We start from the raw sequence: 16027 nt of genomic DNA on the forward strand, positions 1-16027 counted from the left end.
CCCCGTGGCTGAGCTCATCTCGATCGAGGACCCGCAGGACCCCCGCCTGGCCGACTACGTCGCCCTGACCGACGTGGAGCTGCGCCGACGGCGTGAGCCCGAGCAGGGACTGTTCATCGCCGAGGGCGAGAAGGTGATCCGCCGCGCCCGTCAGGCGGGGTACCGGATGCGGTCGATGCTGCTCTCGGCCAAATGGATCGACGTCATGCGCGACGTCATCGACGAGGTCCCGGCCCCGGTCTACGCGGTGGCGCCGGAGCTGGCCGAACAGGTCACCGGCTACCACGTGCACCGCGGCGCGCTCGCCTCCATGCAGCGCAAGCCGCTGCCCGACGCCGCCGAACTGCTGTCCACCGCCCGCCGGGTGGCCGTGCCGGAGGGCATCGTCGACCACACCGACATCGGCGCGGTGTCGCCTTCGGGTCCACAGGAACGTGCGGTGCAGCGCGTCGCCGTCTTCGAGGACATCGTCGATCACGCCAATCTCGGGGCTGCCTTCCGTAACGCGGCAGCCCTCGGCGTCGACGCCGTGTTCCTGACGCCTCGTTGCGCGGACCCGCTGTACCGGCGGGCCTTGAAGGTCTCGATGGGGGCGGTGCTCCAAGTGCCGTGGACGCGTCTGGAGTCCTGGCCCCGGGACGTCGATCTCCTGCGTTCTGCGGGCTTCACCGTCGCCGCGTTGTGCCTGAGCGATCAGGCGATCACGCTCGACGAGCTCGCCTCGCGGGAGTACGAGAAGCTCGCCTTGGTTTTCGGCACCGAGGGCGACGGCCTCTCGCCGGAGGCCCTGGTTGCAGCGGATGAGCACGTTCGCATCCCGATGGGCTCCGGTGTCGACTCCTTGAACGTGGCAGCCGCCTCGGCTGTCGCCTTCTACGCGACGCGCCGCAAGCCGACCTGACCCGGCGTCCCCGCCATCTCGGATGCGGGATCAGCCCCGGGGATCATCCTCTGCATGGTGAAACTCCACGTACTCAGCGTTCGATCAGCCGAGGATTCCGGGCAGGAAGATCAGTGCTGTGGCGATGAAGATCAGGGCGATCGGGATACCGATGGGCATCGCAGGTCACGCGGCCTTGGCTTCGACGTAGACCTCGAGGTGCGCAGACATCAACACCTCCTGCTCGTGCTGGGTGTTATGCCGTCAGCCTGTGGCTATCCGGCTCGGTCGGCATCCTGGGCAGTTGCAACCGCGCCTGCCCGAGTGAACAACGGCGCGATCGGCAGTTCGTTCACAGCCAGAGCCAGGAACGCGGGGCCCACGTTCTGGTGTGTGCCGGGGTCCGCACCCGTGATGGCGGTGGCCGCCATGAACAGTGCGGACAGCAGGGCCACGCCGGTCGCCCCCGCGAGGGCGAAGGGTGCGGCGCCTGCGAATACGCGCCCGGCCGGGTGGGTGGAGCTGAGCCGGGTGCGCAGCCGTAGCGCGTGCGCGGCCAGGCTGGCGTGCTCGCGCAGCAGCGTCAGCCCGGTCAGGTCGGCCGTCGCCTCCTCATGCACCGCGGCGATCTCCTGGCCGTGGGCGGCGCGGTAGGGCGCCGGATACAGGCGCAGCAGAAAGCAAGCGGGGTCAGGGGCCTGGGCGGTCATGCCGTCACCGTCACCGTCCCGCTGACGCCGCAGCCCTGTCCCCATCCGCGCCGTGGTCTCCGGTTTCCGGGCGTCCGATCCTTCGGGCTGCCCCCGCCTTCAGGCCGCCGCGCCCGATCGGTATGTGCTCAACGGGCTGACACGTCGGATGTCTTGACAGTCCCTCAGGGCATCAGCACGATTACTCATCGGATGAATTCCCGCACATCGCCACTCCGATTGCCCTATGCGCGCCACACCTGCCCACGGTGTGGCCCATACATCCGATGACCTCCCTGGTGGGGTCGCACAGGAGGATTGATGACGTCCCCTCTTCGTCGATCGTCGGACCAGCAGCCCGTACGCCGGCGTCAGATCCTCGGTGCCGCCGCCGGTGCCGCGCTCGCCGGAACCGCCGTCTCCGTCGGCTTCGGCGGCGCCACGCCCGCGGCTGCCGCCCAGCCCGCCGCACCGTCGCCCGCCGGTGCGCCGAACCGCGCCGGCACGCCGAGCGGCGCCGGCACTCCCGTCCCCGCGCCGGTACCGGTCCCGCTCGACGCGCTCTACGACAACGACGGCATCGACACGGCGACCGCCCACGGCGGAAGTTTCGACGGCTCCGGCTACACCTTCCCCGGCGAGGTTCTGACGGCGGGACCGGTCACCGTCGGCGGCGTGCCCTACCTGCTGGGCCCGTCCACGGCCGGGGCGAACAACAACGTGGTGGCCCTGGGCCAGCGGATCGCCCTGCCGGCCGGCCACTACCTCAGCGCCCTGTTCCTCGTCGCGGGCAGCTACGGCGCCGCCTCCGGCACCGCCGTGGTCGGCTACGCGGACGGGACGACCACCCAGGCCGCGATGGTTGCCCCGGACTGGTACGGCGCCGGGGGAGCGCTGACCGCCCCGTACCGCTACACCCCGTCCGGGGCGCAGGACCCCAACCCGGTGTCGCTCTGGTTCTGCGAGGTCGACCTCGACCCCGCCCGCCAGGCGGTCGCACTGACCCTGCCCACCACCGCGGCCCCGGCGCCCAACGTGACCAGCATGCATGTCTTCGCGCTCAGCCTGCAGGCCGCCGCCCAGGGCCGCGCCGTCATCATCCGTGACGCGCGCTGCACCAACGCCCTGCTGGGCGGCAGCGCCCCGCAGACGGTGGAGGCCACCGTGGTCAACGCGGGCAGCGTCTGGCTCACCGCCGCCGACCAGGTCACCGTCAGCGTCGAGGTCGCCGGGGCGCGCACCACCGTCCCCGCCGGGATCACCCGGCTCGCGCCGGGCGAGCAGGCACGGGTCCGGATCGGCATCGCCCCCGGCGCCGGGAACACCCCCGGCACCAGCGCCACCGGCGACGTCGCCGTCGACGCCAAGGGTGGCCGGCTGGCCACCCGCTCCACCGGGCTGATCCTCGGCGTGCCCGACTACCAGCCCACCGACTCCTCGTTGGCGGCCCATCAGGCGCCGTACTGGTTCGACGACGCCAAGTTCGGCATCTTCATCCACTGGGGCGTCTACTCGGTGCCGGCCTGGGGGCCCGTCGGCAAGGAGTACGCCGAGTGGTACTGGGACCACATGCAGGACCCCAACGACCCCACCTACGCCTACCACGCCCAGACCTACGGTCAGAGCTTCAACTACGACGACTTCATCCCGCGCTTCACCGCGGAGAAGTTCCAGCCCACCAGCTGGGTGCGGTTGTTCGAGGACGCCGGGGCCGAGTACTTCGTGCTGACGTCCAAGCACCACGAGGGCTTCGCGCTGTGGGACTCCAAGGTCTCGGACCGCAACGCGGTCAAGCTCGGCCCGCACCGCGACCTGGTCAAGGACCTGTTCGACGCCTCCAGGACGCACACCCCGGGGCTGCACAACGGGCTGTACTACTCCCTCCCCGAGTGGTTCAACCCGGACAACCCGTGGATGGGCCACGCCCCGCGCAACCCGTACACGCTGGCCCCGGTCCCGTACACCGGCTACCAGTCGGGCCGGGACTACGTGAAGGACTACCAGACCAAGCAGGTCCTGGAACTGGTCGAGGGCTACGACCCGGACATCATCTGGTACGACATCGGCGGGGCCAACGACACCCGCGACGTCCTGGCCGAGTACTTCAACCGCGCCAAGAACCGCCCCCGGCCCAAGGACGTCACCGTCGACAACCGCGGCGGCATCCCGGCACACGACTTCACCACGCCGGAGTACACCACCTACCCCAACACCGTGGTGGCCAAGTGGGAGGCCAGCCGCGGCCTGGACCCCTTCTCCTACGGCTACAACTCGGCCACCCCGGACAGCCAGTACATGACGGGGGAGCAGGTCGTGCAGACCCTGGTGGACATCGTCAGCAAGAACGGCAACTTCCTGCTGGACATCGGCCCCAAGGCGGACGGCACCATCCCGGCGATCATGCAGCGGGTGCTGCTGGACACCGGCGCCTGGCTGCGGGTCAACGGGGAGGCGGTCTACGGCACCACCTACTGGTCGCGGATGGCCCAGCTCGGTGAGCTGCGCTTCACCGTCAAGCAGAACGAGGCCTTCTACATCCACTCCTTCGCCCAGCCGGGCGACACCCTGGTGGTACAGGCGCCGGTGCCGATCCGACCCAGCGACCGGATCACCCTGCTCGGGTACCACGGACGGCCGCTCAACTGGTCGATCGACACCAGCGGTTCGCTGGTGATCGAGGTGCCCAGGGCGGCCCAGCGCAGCGGCCTGTACGACTGGGTCTTCAAGATCGCCTGATCCGGCGGTCCGTGCGCCTCGCCGTGAGCGCTCAGCCCTGCTGGCCCGCCACCGTCCCGGTGCCGGGCCAGCTCTCGGTCATGGTGCCGTTGGCCAGCGGGGTGTAGCGGGTGGTGCTGGCCAGGAGGGGGCCGGAGGCGGCGGTGTGCTCCTCGCGCAGCACCGCACCGTCCGCGATCCGCCAGCTCCCGGTCCCCTGGGGGTCGCCGGTGGACGCGTGCGAGGCCAGCAGAACCGGTTCTGCACCGCCATCGGTGGGCAGGCCGAAGAGTTCCACCAGATCTTCCGGCACGGTCCCGTCCCGGCGGGTGAGCACCACGACGGCGGCCGGGGCACCCCGGTACCGCGCGGGCAGCACGGCGGTCAGCGTCACCGGCGGCACCGCCGTCGCCGAAGCCGTACCCGTACGGGTACCCGCAGCCGCCGAGGACGCGGCCGGCCCGGGGGCGGGGGCGGAGGGAACCGCTGGGCCGGGGCCGGTCGCGGTCGTGGTCGCGGGGACGGAGCGGCCGCCGCGCAGCAGCACGGTCGAGCCGTCGCCGGGGTCGGGGTAGCGGCGGTCGGCCCAGTCCACTCCGGCCAGCGCGCCGTCCTGGGCCATGGTCGACGCCACCAGCCCGCCGTTCGCGGACAGTCCGCCGTTCGCCGCCGGTCCGCCGGCGGACCCCGGTACGGCTGCGGGCTGCGCCGGGTGGGTGGCCGGCGGCGGCACGGCGCCGGGAGTGACCCCCAGTCCCTGGCTGTGCCGGTTCTCACAGCCCTGGGCGGCGGCGATGGCCAGCGCCACGCCCGCCGTCACGGTGACGAAGACCACCAGCCGCTGGCGCAGCAGCCGTCGCGCCGACGCCGGGCCCGGCCGCTGCTGGCCCGCGCCCGGCGGGGGAGTGCGGCGCCCGGCCGGTGTCGGCGCCGCGCCGGGACCGGCGGTGCTCGCCGAACCGGCCGAGGGGCGGGGCAGCGGCCGGGTGTCGTGCAGGTTCGGCCGGGGCTCGCGCAGCGTCGGCGGCATCGGCCGCCGCACGCCGGGGCGCGCCCCCGGCTGCTGGACGCCGGGCCGCTGCGCCCCCGGACGCTGTGCGCCCGACCGATCTGCACTCGGGCGCTCGGAACCCGACCGCTCGGCCCCCGGGCGGTCACCGGCTGACCGCTCGGCGGCCGACCGGTCCGCGGCCGAACGCTGCGCCGTGCCCTGCCGGATCTGCGGATGCGGCACCGCGGCCGGCGGGTGCGGCAGTTGGGCGCGGCCGATGGCCGCCCCACGTGCCGTCATCTCCCGCAACTGCTGGTGCAGTTGCGCGGTGGTGGGACGGTCGGCGGCCTCCTTGGCCAGGCAGGCGCGGATCACCGGGACCAGGGTCGCGGGCAGCCCGCTCAGGTCCGGCTCCTCGTGCACCACCCGGTAGAGCATCACCTCGGAGCTTCCGGAGCCGAACGGCGAGTCGCCCATCGCGGCGTAGGCCAGGGTCGTGCCGAGGGCGAACACGTCGGTGGCGCTGGTCACGGCGATGCCGCGGACCTGTTCCGGGGCCAGGAACCCGGGGGAGCCGACGGCCGTGCCGACGTGGGTCAGCGTGCTGGCACCGGTCGACCAGGCGATGCCGAAGTCGATGATGCGCGGGCCCTTGGGGGAGAGCAGGATGTTGGAGGGCTTGAGGTCGCGGTGCACCACCCCGGCCTCGTGGACGTGCACCAGGCCCTCGGCCAGCGCCGCGCCGATCGCGGCGACCTCGGGCCAGGGCAGCGGACCCTCGTCGCCGACCCGCTTGTAGAGCGAGGGGCCGGGTACGTAGGAGGTGGCCAGCCAGGGCCGTTCGGCGTCGATGTCCGAGTCCATCAACCGGGCGATGCAGCCGCCCCGGATCCGGGCGGCGGCGGCCACCTCGCGGGCGAAGCGGGTGCGGAACTCCTGATCCTCCGCCAGTTCGGCACGGATCAGCTTCAGGGCGACCTTCTGGCCCCTGCGGTCCGATCCCAGGTAGACCACGCCCATGCCGCCGGTCCCCAGCCGCCGATGGAGACGGTAGGGGCCGACGACACGCGGATCCTCCCGCCGGAGCCGCATCATCGCCACACATCCATCCCGCCGTCAGGTCCCCGTGCCGGGACGTGTTCTGCTGGTCGCAAGCCCTGCTGATCTTCAGTGCCAGGCCACAGCTTACGGACTGGGCCGGGTGGTGCGCTGATACGCAACGCCTGGGTACCCGTCGGATTGTCGGACTTGCGGCGGCCCGCGACCCCTCCGCGCTCCCCGGACGCCACCCCTGAGCGCCCCCGGGTGCCGCCTCGGGGCCGGCTTTCGGGGTGCTTCTCCGGGACACCCCTCAGGGGTACCCCTAATACCGGCGGGGACGGGACTCCCCCTGCGGTAGTAGTCCTCAGGTACCGGGCTCCTCCTCCGGGATGCCCGAGAAGGAGTCCCGGGGCATGACGCCCCGGAAGGTTCCCGACCGTAGTTTTGTTACCAGCGGTGGGCGGGCAGCTCGTCCCCCGAGGTACTCCGCCCATCGCGACCACGTGCAGTGACGCAAGAGCGCAGTGATGCAGTGACGCCAGAGATGTAGGCACCGCGTAGCGAACGCGGAGACGACGAGAGTGGGATGCGGGCATGTCTGTGTACACGGGAGAACCAGCACGCCGAAGCTCCGTCCGCCGTTCCGCCGAGCGGCACCAGGGCAGCCGCAACCCGCTGGTGGCCCTGGCCATCGCGCTGCCGGTCGCCGCACTCCTGGCGTTCGCCTTCGGGGGCTGGTCCCAGTTCGAGGTGCAGGCCACCTCGGTGGTGCATCTGATGAGCCGCTGAGGCGGCATCACAAGGACTGCGACGTCGCGTCCGGACTGTCGGTGAGGGCAGCCCGGACGCGACGGTCGCGCAGAACCCCGTCGCACCCGGCCCACCCGCACCCGTCCCACCCGCGCTTGGCCCGCACACGGCCGGCCGGGCCCGGCGACGCCGAAGGCCCCCGTCCGACCTGCGGACGAGGGCCTTCGTGCGTGCCTGCTGGTGCGCGATACTGGGATTGAACCAGTGACCTCTTCCGTGTCAGGGAAGCGCTCTCCCGCTGAGCTAATCGCGCGGGACGTACTGCGGTACTGCGATGCGACAGGCATACAAGCCCCCGAGGGGGCAGTGCGCGATACTGGGATTGAACCAGTGACCTCTTCCGTGTCAGGGAAGCGCTCTCCCGCTGAGCTAATCGCGCCTGAGACCCCGAGCGGTGAACCGCTCAAAACCTCTGTGAGGTGGAGACGGGATTTGAACCCGTGTACACGGCTTTGCAGGCCGTTGCCTCGCCTCTCGGCCACTCCACCGAGCAAGGGCCCACCTACGACCCTCAACCGAGCGGACGACGGGATTCGAACCCGCGACCCTCACCTTGGCAAGGTGATGCTCTACCAACTGAGCCACGTCCGCATGCTCCCCATTCGGCCCACCGCTCGTTTCCTTGCGGTCCGCGTCCTGGCGACGTGTTGAACTTTAGCGGATTCCCGGCCCAGCTCAAATTCCGTATCCGCGCAGCGTGCCGCCGGGGTCCCCGCCGTGACCTGCGGCAGCCCCTCGGGACGGGCCACGGCAGGCGCTCCCACCACCCGTTACCTAGACTCCGCGCAGCGCGGAGACCCCGCAGACCCGCAGAGAATCAAGAGCGAACGTGACCGACAATTTTCCGCAGCTCGTCCCGCTGGCCCGTTTCGACGACCGCGTCGCCACCGGCCTGCTGGACGTCACCGACGACCCGGCCGCCCTCGACGGCACCGGCTTCTGGGCCGTCGTCGCCGACTTCGAGGGCGGCCTCACCTGCGCCCGCTTCGCCGACGTCCGCCCTGCCGGCCCGCACACCGTCTCGTCCGGCCGCTGGCGCGGCCCTGCCCGCGACTCCTGGACCAGCTCGCTCGACCACGCCGCCTACACCGCCGGGGTGCGCGCCATCCGCGACCGGATCGCCACCGGGGAGGTCTACCAGGCCAACCTCTGCCGGGTGCTCTCCGCGCCGCTGCCCGACCCCGGGCACGGCGCCGACGTGGACGCCCTCACCCGGCTGCTCGCCCACGGCAACCCCGCCCCCTACGCGGGCACGATCCGGCTGCCCGGGCACAGGGTCGAGGTCGCCACCGCCTCGCCCGAGCTGTTCCTCGCCCGGACCGGGCAGACCGTCCGCTCCGGGCCGATCAAGGGCACCGGACGCACCGAGGCGGACCTGCTGGAGAAGGACTACGCGGAGAACGTCATGATCGTCGACCTGGTCCGCAACGACCTGGGCCGGGTGTGCGGCACCGGCAGCGTCACCGTCCCCGACCTGTGCGCGGTCGAGAAGCACCCGGGGCTGGTGCACCTGGTCTCCACCGTCGAGGGCGAGCTGCGCCCCGGCGCGGGCTGGCCGGAACTGCTGGACGCGACCTTCCCGCCCGGGTCCGTCACCGGCGCGCCCAAGTCCAGTGCGCTGCGGATCATCCAGGAGCTGGAGACCGCCCCGCGCGGTCCCTACTGCGGCGCGGTCGGCTGGGTCGACGCGGACCGCCGGGAGGCACGGCTCGCCGTCGGCATCCGCACCTTCTGGCTGGACCGGGACGACCCGGCCGGCCCGCAGGTCCGGTTCGGTGCCGGCGCGGGCATCACCTGGGGGTCGGACCCGGAGGGCGAGTGGGACGAGACGGAACTCAAGGCCGCCCGGCTGCTCGCGATAGCGTCTGCGGGAACAGACTGAGCCGGACCTTCGGAGCAAGAGCAGAGGAGCACCATCGTGCGGATCTGGGTCAATGACACGCTGCGGGAGTCCGCCGACGCGGCGGTCTCCGTCCTCGACCACGGGATGACCGTCGGCGACGGGGTGTTCGAGACGGTCAAGGCGGTCGACGGCCGCCCGTTCGCGCTCGGCCGCCACCTCGACCGGCTGGCCCGCTCCGCGCGGGGCCTGGGCCTGCCGGCGCCGGACCGTGACCAGGTCCAGCACGCCTGCGCCGAGGTGCTGGCCGCCAATCCGATGCCGCTGGGACGGCTGCGGATCACCTACACCGGCGGCGTCGCCCCGCTCGGCTCCGACCGGGGCGACAGCGGTCCGACCCTGGTGGTCGCACTGGGCGAGGTCGTCCGCCGCCCCGAGACCGCCGCGGTGATCACCGTCCCGTGGACCCGGAACGAGCACAGCGCGGTGGCCGGACTGAAGACCACCTCCTACGCCGAGAACGTGGTCGCGCTGGCCCGCGCGCACGAGTACGGGGCGTCGGAGGCGATCTTCGCCAACACCAAGGGCCGGCTCTGCGAGGGCACCGGCTCCAACGTCTTCGTGGTCATCGGCGGACGGGTGCTCACCCCGCCGCTGACCTCGGGCTGCCTGGCCGGGATCACCCGCGCCCTCACCCTGCAGTGGCTGGAGGCCGAGGAGGCCGACCTGCCGCTCTCGGCGCTGCAGGACGCCGACGAGGTGTTCCTCACCGGGACCCTGCGGGACATCCAGGCCGTCTCCCGGGTCGACGACCGCGAGCTGCCGGGTGCCCCCGGCCCGATCACCGCCAAGGCCGTCGCGCTGTTCACCGAGCGCGCCGCCGCCGACCTGGAGCCCTGAGGTGACCACCACGCTGCGCCCGTTCACCCCCGAGGCCGTCGGGCCGGACGGTGCCCGCAGCCGGGAGTACGCGATCTGCGTCAACGGCCGACCGGTCGGAACGGCCCGGCTGCTCGCCCCGGCGGGACCCTCCCGGGTGGGCCGGATCGAGGAGTTGACGGTGAATCAGGGCGAGCGGGGGCGCGGCCGGGGGACCGTCGCCGCGCTCGCCGCCGAGGAGGTGCTGCGCGGCTGGGACTGCACCCGGGTCGAACTGGGGCTCGCCGAGACCCCGGACACCCCCGCCGCGCTGCGCTTCGCCGAGGCCCTGGGCTACACCGTCCGCTCCCGCAATATGGTCAAGGACCTGCCCGCCGAGGCCCCGGCGCTGCCGGCGGGCACCTCGGCACGGCCGATCCTCGACGCGGAGTTCCCGGCGTGGCAGGCCGCGGGTCTGGCCGGCTACGTTCAGTCGCTGATCGGCGGGGGCCTCAGCGAGGACGACGCGCGCGTCGAGGCCGAGGCTTCCCACGCCGCGCTGCTCCCGCAGGGCCCGCACACCCAGGGGACCGTGCTGCGGGTGCTGGAGGCGGAGGGCGAGCGCGTCGGCTCGCTCTGGGTCACCCTGGCCGGTCCCGACGTCCTGGCCGGCCGGCGGCTCGCCTGGGTGTACGAGGTCGAGGTTCCGCGCGCGGGCGGGGCCACGGCCGCGCGCTGATGCTCCTCGCCGAACGGGAGTGCCTCGCGGCGGGCCTCGGCCGCCTCGGCCTCAACGTCTTCGCTGACAACGTCCCCGCCAACGCCCTCTACGCCGCCCTGGGCTACCGCACCTACCGCACCACCCTGCAGAAGTACCTCTGAGCTGCGCGGGCTTCAGGTTCCAGAGGTGCAGGTGGCAGGGGTTTCAGCCACCGCTGAGCAGTTCGGTGATCCGGGCGCGCAGGCCCTCCTGGGACCTGCCGCCGTCCAGACGTTGTCCGGCGACCACGTAGGTGGGGGTCCCGGTGACGCCGATGGCCTTGCCCTCGGCCTGGTCGGCGTCGACGACCAGGATGTGTCGGCCGTCGATCAGGGCGGTGTCCATCTCCTCGGCGTCCAGTCCGAGTTCCCCGGCGACCCGCACCAGGAACTGCTCGCCGCCGGTGGCCAGCTCCTCCGTCCGGGCCAGCACGGCCTCGACGTAGGGCCATCCCATGCCCTGGGCGAACGCCTCCTCCGCAGCCTGCGCTGCCGCGAAGGCATGCTTGTGCTTCTCCAGCGGGAAGTGCCGCAGCACGATCTCCAGCCGGTCACCGAAGGCGGCGCGCAGCGCGCGGATGTCGTCGAGGGCGGCGGTGCAGTCGGGGCACTGCAGTTCGCACCAGTACTCGACGATGGGAAGGGGAGTCTCGCTCATGGTCCACAGTCTCCCATCCCGGGTGGCCGCAGCCCCGCGACCGGTCCGCCCGCCTTTGACCGGGGCCAGGGTGGGCATCATGGCTGGGACGGTATTTTCGAACAGCGTGGAGGGAGACGGGGACCGATGACCGCGATCGTCTGCATGGCACTCTCGGGGGCGGGGCTGGTGATCGCGTTGCTGGCCGCGCTGCGCGGCCGGTTCCGCACGGCGCTCCGCCTGACCGCCCTGGCACTGGTGCCCGCCGGCCTCTACCTGACCGGGCTGATCCCGGTGTTCAGCCACATCGGCCACATCCTCGGGACCTGGGGCAGCCACCTGGTGTTCGACCCGCGCGTGTGGACCGGCGTCGGCCTGCTCGGAGCCGCCGTCCTGCTGCTGCTCGCCACCGGCTTCCGCCGCCGCAGCCGCGCCGGTACGGCCCCTGCGGCGGCTCCGTCCCGCCCCACCGGCACCGCGCTCGCGCCCACCACCCCGGCGGGCCGCGCCGCACCGGGCGCTCCGGCGAAGAAGCCGGACGACCTCGGCGACTTCTCCGACATCGAGGACATCCTCAAGCGCCGCGGCATCTGACCCGCCCGCCCGCCACCCATGCTGTACGCGGGCCGCCGAGCGGTGTTGACGGGAAGCCACCGACCCTGACCTGCTGGGACGTAGGGGCCGGGGACGAAGTGGTAGGACACGGTGCTGAGCATGTATATGATCATCAGTCGGCGCTAGCATGACCGGCCGGGACCGGCGGCCCAAGGGTGGCCGTGCCATCGAGGAACGTCACGCGTTCTCAACCGGCGGCGGGGGGCTACGACATGGCGCGGTGGAAGGCATTGCCCGAGGGGCTTGACCCGACGGTCGTCCAGTACGTGGCGCAGTTGCGCCGGTTGAAGGACGAGAGTCGGCTGAGCCTCAAACAGCTCGCGCTGCGGACCGGCTACAGCACCTCGTCGTGGGAGCGGTACCTCGGTGGGCGGGTGCTGCCACCGCGCGGGGCCGCCGAGGCGCTGGCCGAACTCGTCGGCGTGGATCCGGTACGACTGGTCGCACGGTACGAGGCGGCAGCGGAGGCCTGGCAGTCCGAAGCAGCGGACCGGGAACGGAAGCAGGGCCGGGAACCGGGCCAGGATCCCGGGACGGGGGTGACGGAGGTCCGCGGCGACACGTCACCGGAGCAGCCGCGTGGGATCGGCTCCGGCAGCGCCGAGGCCCCGCCACCTCCCGGCGTCGGACCGTGGAGCGGCCAACGTCTGCGGACCGCCCTGATCGCCCTGGTCGCCGCCCTCGCCGGTGCGGGCATCACCCTGCTCGCCGTCCAGCCCGCGCGGCAGGTGGCGGCCGGTCCCGCCGCGCATCCGATCGCACCGGTCGCGTCGCAGGTGTCGTATCTCTGCACCTATGCCCGTCGTGGCGGGCTCTGGTACGCGGGGAACAGCACCACCACCACGGAACTCGTCGAGGTCGACATGTACGGCCCGGTCGTGGCCGAGCTGCAGTGCCTGCTGCAGCGAGCCGGCATCTCGCCCGGCGGCATCGACGGCGCCTTCGGACCGCTCACCGAAGCGGCGGTGATCCAGGCACAGAAGAAGTACCACCTTGACGTCGACGGTCAGGTGGGGCCGCACACCTGGGCGGCGCTGCGCGGATGAGCGAGATCCCCCCGGAGTGCCGGCGCCTGGCCGCCGAACTCCGCGCGCTGCGCGTGCGCTGCGGAATGAGTCTGGCGGCGCTGGGCGCGGAGTCCGCCTACAGCAAGTCGTCCTGGGAGCGGTACCTGAACGGCAAGGCGCTGCCACCCTGGCCGGCGGTGCGGACGCTGTGCCGGCTGGCCGACGAGCCCGAGCCACGGGTACGGGCGCTGTGGGAGCTGAGCGAGTCCGCGTGGAGCGGACGCGCCGCCGTGAGCCGTGCCGCCAGGCCCGAGCCCGCACCGGCCGTGGCGCCCGAGCCCGGGACATCTCCGGCACCTCCGGCGGGGGTGGCGGCCGACGCGGCGGAGGTTCCACCCGCCCAGGCCCAGGCATCGGCGCCGCCGGCCGCCGCGCGGTCGTGGCGTCCACGCTGGTCGCGCGTGGGCCTGGCGGTGGCCGTCGCGATCGCGTGTGCCGCGCTGACGGCGGGGGCTGCGTTCGAGTGGCAGGACGCGCACCGGGGGTCGTCGGCCCAGAGCCCGGCCTCCACCTCGTCCCACGACGGCTTTCACGTCGGGTGCACCGGTGCCGCCTGCGGCGGGCTCGACCCGCAGGCGGCGCTGTGCGGGGTGCAGCCGCAGACGCTGGCCGACTTCCGGACGACCACGGGTGCCGTGCTGGAGATCCGCTACAACCCGCTCTGCAGGGCGGCCTGGGCCCGGACCTGGAACACCGGGATCGGCGACCGGATCGCGATCTCCGCGCCGGGCGAGTCGACCCGCAGCGTCGACGTACGCGACCTGGCCGCGTCCGAGAGGTTCCTCTACACGCCCATGATCCCGGTGGCCGGCACGGGAACCGTGCTCACCGCCTGTCTGACCCCGCACGGCAGCAGACCGCAGTGCTTCACGACGGGGTCTCCCTAGTGCCAGTGCCTGCCCCACGCACGTCTGTAGCGGGGTGCTGGTCAGGGCGGGCGGTCGCCGAGACGGAGGCCGCAGGCGCAGTCCAAGCAGAGCCGTCCCCCCGGATCCGCACCGAATTCCGCGTCCCCGCAGGTCACAGCGGAGCCGTCCCAGGAATCCGTCAACCGGTAGGCGGCTCTTGTTCTCGGGACGCCTTCCCCGTCAGGATCGGCGTGCTCCGGGCCCGAAGGGATCGGGTCCCCGAGCCCAGAACACCCGAACCCCAGAACACCCCTTGTCCCAGGAGGAGAAGCAGATGAGGATGCCCCAGCGACTCGTGACCGGCATGGCGGCCTTCGCACTGATCGGGAGCGTGACGGCGGTCGCCGCGGCCCCGGCCCAGGCGGCGCCGTCGGTTGAGGCCGCTTGTAAATTCCAGCCGGGCACGACGGGCACGACGGGCACCAACGCGCACGGTCTCCCCGAATTCTTCGGCGGCACGACCTTCACCAAGCCGAGCACGTCCAGCACCACCTGCCATGACCTCAACCTGTGGTCGGGCAGGGCCGGTGTCAGCTACGAGGGCTGGCTCTACTACGGCAACGGGAACTGGGGTGCGTGCAACGCCGGGTACGTCAGGTACTCCGGCGGCCCCGTCGTCCTCTGCACCGACGTGCTGCCCGGTACCACCATGGGTGTGACCTCGACCAACGGTGCCGGCCAGAGCATCCAGATCGAGGACTGACCTGAATCACCCTGCTGCTCCGGCGGGCTCCGGCACCGGGCTCCGGATCAGACCCGGACCGGCTGCTCCGGCGCGGTGCGCCGGCGGGCGCGGTACGCGGCGACGTGGAGCCGGTTGCCGCAGGTGCGGCTGTCGCAGTAGCGACGCGAGCGGTTGCGGGAGAGGTCCACGAACACCCGCGCGCAGCCCGGGGCCTCGCAGAAGCGCAGCCGGTCCCGCTCCTCGCCGGCGACGATGAACGCCACCGCCATGCCCGAGTCGGCCGCGAGGTGGTCCGCCAGTGCCGCGCCCGGCGCGAAGAAGTGCAGGTGCCACTCGTGGCCGTCGTGGTCGGTCAGCCGGGGGGTGGTCCCGGCCCGCGCCACCAGGGCGTTGACCAGGTCGGCCGCCACCCTGGTCGAGGGGGCCCGGAACACCTCCTGGAAGCGTGCCCGCACCGCCCGGACCGCATCCAGGTCGGCGGCGGTGAGCGTGCCGACCTCGCTGACCGCGTGCCGCACCACGAAGTCGCGCAGCGCCGCGAGATCCGGCAGGCCCTCCTGCCCGCAGGCGTCCGGGGCGGTGTTCACGAGGTCGACGAGGACGTCGAGCGCGCACTGCGTGTCGTGGTTGATCAGCACGTCGAGACTCCCTGGCCCGGCGTCGCGCCCAGCGCCCTGTGGCGGCCGGACCGTTGGCGGTGACTCTACCGCTGACCACGTCCGGGCAGGACTGTTCGACGGTGCCGTCGGACCGGCCCGTCGGGCGGGGCGGCATGACAGCGAGCCGCCGCAGTCCTGGAGCGGACTGCGGCGGCTCGCTGTCGTGCCGTGCCCCCGAGTAGCACGGCTGCGCACGGTCGAAGGGACGGGAGGATCAGCTTTCCGCCAGGATGTGGGAGAGCTCTCGGTCGAGGTCGAAATGGCGGTGCTCGGTACCGGGCGGCACGGCCGCGTCGGTCCTCTTGAGGAAGGACTCCAGCGCGCGGGCCGGGGCTTCCAGCAGGGCTTCTCCTTCCGGAGAGCTCAGGGCGATGCAGACGACTCCTTGTCCGTGGCTGCGTGAGGGCCAGACACGGACATCGCCGGTCCCGGTCGGCCGGTGCAGCCCCTCCGCAAGGAGGTCGCGGGCGAACACCCAGTCGACGGTTTCGTCGGCGCCCGTGTGGAACGTGGCGTGCACGGCATAGGGGTCGGCAGTGTCGTAGCGCAGGCCCGCGGGGACGGGCAGGGATGACTCGCTCGACACGATGAGGCGCAGGTGCAGCTCGCAGCTGACCGTGGTGTTCATAAGCGCCAGGGCCTTTCGCTCAGTGTGCGCTCGGGGATCGCACGTCGGCGAACGGACCATCCCACCTCGGCGACCGGTGTAAACCCCTCTGTCCTGATTAGTACGCACCTGGTACCCCATCCGGCGCACTTTTCTCTCAGGTCACAGCGGTCCCGTTACGCTGCGCTCATACCGGTCGGGAGCGACCGCAGAGCGTACGTTTCCGGTCACCCGCGGACAGGGGGGTGCGGGAGCACGGCCTGCGA

15 protein-coding genes, 4 tRNA genes and 1 pseudogene are annotated in these 16027 nt (G+C 72.4%); 11 read left to right on the forward strand and 9 right to left on the reverse strand.

Annotated features, from left to right (window positions below; all coding sequences use genetic code 11):
• Positions 1 to 4 precede the first annotated feature (4 nt).
• On the forward strand, positions 5 to 901 hold the full coding sequence (locus ABH925_RS04550; protein ID WP_370145506.1) for a TrmH family RNA methyltransferase: 897 nt from the start codon (positions 5 to 7) through the stop codon (positions 899 to 901).
• 254 nt (positions 902 to 1155) lie between these two features.
• Here ABH925_RS04550 and ABH925_RS04555 read toward each other — a convergent pair whose 3' ends face one another.
• Positions 1156 to 1590, reverse strand: a complete 435-nt coding sequence (locus ABH925_RS04555; protein ID WP_370145507.1) for a hypothetical protein — start codon at positions 1588 to 1590, stop codon at positions 1156 to 1158.
• 300 nt (positions 1591 to 1890) lie between these two features.
• Between ABH925_RS04555 and ABH925_RS04560 the strand changes: the two genes are divergently transcribed.
• A complete protein-coding gene (locus ABH925_RS04560) occupies positions 1891 to 4305 on the forward strand; it encodes an alpha-L-fucosidase (RefSeq protein ID WP_370145509.1) in 2415 nt (804 codons plus the stop codon).
• 643 nt (positions 4306 to 4948) lie between these two features.
• Here the strand turns inward: ABH925_RS04560 and ABH925_RS04565 are convergent.
• A pseudogene (locus tag ABH925_RS04565) lies at positions 4949 to 6376 on the reverse strand (protein kinase); the annotation flags it as partial.
• A gap of 534 nt (positions 6377 to 6910) precedes the next feature.
• Between ABH925_RS04565 and ABH925_RS04570 the strand changes: the two are divergent.
• Entirely contained in the window at positions 6911 to 7105 is a 195-nt protein-coding gene (locus ABH925_RS04570; protein WP_370145510.1) for a hypothetical protein, read from the forward strand.
• A gap of 199 nt (positions 7106 to 7304) precedes the next feature.
• Here the strand turns inward: ABH925_RS04570 and ABH925_RS04575 are convergent.
• From ABH925_RS04575 to ABH925_RS04590, 4 genes are all read right to left on the reverse strand, one after another.
• Positions 7305 to 7379, reverse strand: a tRNA-Val gene (locus tag ABH925_RS04575).
• 54 nt (positions 7380 to 7433) lie between these two features.
• Positions 7434 to 7505: transfer RNA gene (locus ABH925_RS04580), tRNA-Val, on the reverse strand.
• Between the two features lie 38 nt (positions 7506 to 7543).
• Positions 7544 to 7614 (reverse strand) — tRNA-Cys (locus ABH925_RS04585).
• Positions 7615 to 7644: 30 nt separating this feature from the next.
• Positions 7645 to 7717 (reverse strand) — tRNA-Gly (locus tag ABH925_RS04590).
• Positions 7718 to 7955: 238 nt separating this feature from the next.
• On the opposite strand from ABH925_RS04590, the gene ABH925_RS04595 reads away from it, so the two are divergent.
• Genes ABH925_RS04595 through ABH925_RS04610 form a run of 4 tightly spaced genes read left to right on the forward strand, consistent with a single transcriptional unit; the run spans position 7956 to position 10706 of the window.
• Positions 7956 to 9008, forward strand: coding sequence for a chorismate-binding protein (locus ABH925_RS04595; RefSeq protein WP_370145511.1), 1053 nt, complete (start codon positions 7956 to 7958; stop codon positions 9006 to 9008).
• A 36-nt stretch (positions 9009 to 9044) separates the two neighbouring features.
• Entirely contained in the window at positions 9045 to 9866 is an 822-nt protein-coding gene (locus ABH925_RS04600) for an aminotransferase class IV (RefSeq protein WP_370145512.1), read from the forward strand.
• A gap of 1 nt (position 9867) precedes the next feature.
• A complete protein-coding gene (locus ABH925_RS04605; RefSeq protein WP_370145514.1) occupies positions 9868 to 10563 on the forward strand; it encodes a GNAT family N-acetyltransferase in 696 nt (231 codons plus the stop codon).
• On the forward strand, positions 10563 to 10706 hold the full coding sequence (locus tag ABH925_RS04610; protein ID WP_370145516.1) for a GNAT family N-acetyltransferase: 144 nt from the start codon (positions 10563 to 10565) through the stop codon (positions 10704 to 10706). The genes ABH925_RS04605 and ABH925_RS04610 overlap by 1 nt, the downstream gene beginning before the upstream one ends.
• A gap of 43 nt (positions 10707 to 10749) precedes the next feature.
• Here ABH925_RS04610 and ABH925_RS04615 read toward each other — a convergent pair whose 3' ends face one another.
• A complete protein-coding gene (locus ABH925_RS04615; RefSeq protein WP_370145517.1) occupies positions 10750 to 11241 on the reverse strand; it encodes a DsbA family protein in 492 nt (163 codons plus the stop codon).
• 126 nt (positions 11242 to 11367) lie between these two features.
• Between ABH925_RS04615 and ABH925_RS04620 the strand changes: the two genes are divergently transcribed.
• From ABH925_RS04620 to ABH925_RS04635, 4 genes are all read left to right on the forward strand, one after another.
• A complete protein-coding gene (locus tag ABH925_RS04620; RefSeq protein WP_370145519.1) occupies positions 11368 to 11814 on the forward strand; it encodes a hypothetical protein in 447 nt (148 codons plus the stop codon).
• A 251-nt stretch (positions 11815 to 12065) separates the two neighbouring features.
• The gene (locus ABH925_RS04625) at positions 12066 to 12881 is read left to right on the forward strand and encodes a peptidoglycan-binding protein (protein ID WP_370145521.1); all 816 of its coding nucleotides are present in this window, start codon (positions 12066 to 12068) and stop codon (positions 12879 to 12881) included.
• Positions 12878 to 13789, forward strand: coding sequence for a DUF2690 domain-containing protein (locus tag ABH925_RS04630; RefSeq protein ID WP_370145522.1), 912 nt, complete (start codon positions 12878 to 12880; stop codon positions 13787 to 13789). The genes ABH925_RS04625 and ABH925_RS04630 overlap by 4 nt, the downstream gene beginning before the upstream one ends.
• Positions 13790 to 14084: 295 nt before the next feature.
• Positions 14085 to 14513: a hypothetical protein gene (locus tag ABH925_RS04635; protein ID WP_370145524.1), complete on the forward strand. Its 429-nt coding sequence runs from the start codon at positions 14085 to 14087 to the stop codon at positions 14511 to 14513.
• A gap of 47 nt (positions 14514 to 14560) precedes the next feature.
• On the opposite strand, the gene ABH925_RS04640 is transcribed toward ABH925_RS04635, so the two are convergent.
• Together ABH925_RS04640 and ABH925_RS04645 are read right to left on the reverse strand one after the other, a co-directional pair.
• A complete protein-coding gene (locus ABH925_RS04640; protein ID WP_370145526.1) occupies positions 14561 to 15133 on the reverse strand; it encodes a CGNR zinc finger domain-containing protein in 573 nt (190 codons plus the stop codon).
• A 235-nt stretch (positions 15134 to 15368) separates the two neighbouring features.
• Entirely contained in the window at positions 15369 to 15782 is a 414-nt protein-coding gene (locus tag ABH925_RS04645) for an SsgA family sporulation/cell division regulator (RefSeq protein ID WP_034091203.1), read from the reverse strand.
• Between the last annotated feature and the right edge of the window lie 245 nt (positions 15783 to 16027).

This window comes from Streptacidiphilus sp. EB129, from assembly GCF_041262645.1.
Taxonomy (GTDB): domain Bacteria; phylum Actinomycetota; class Actinomycetes; order Streptomycetales; family Streptomycetaceae; genus Streptacidiphilus.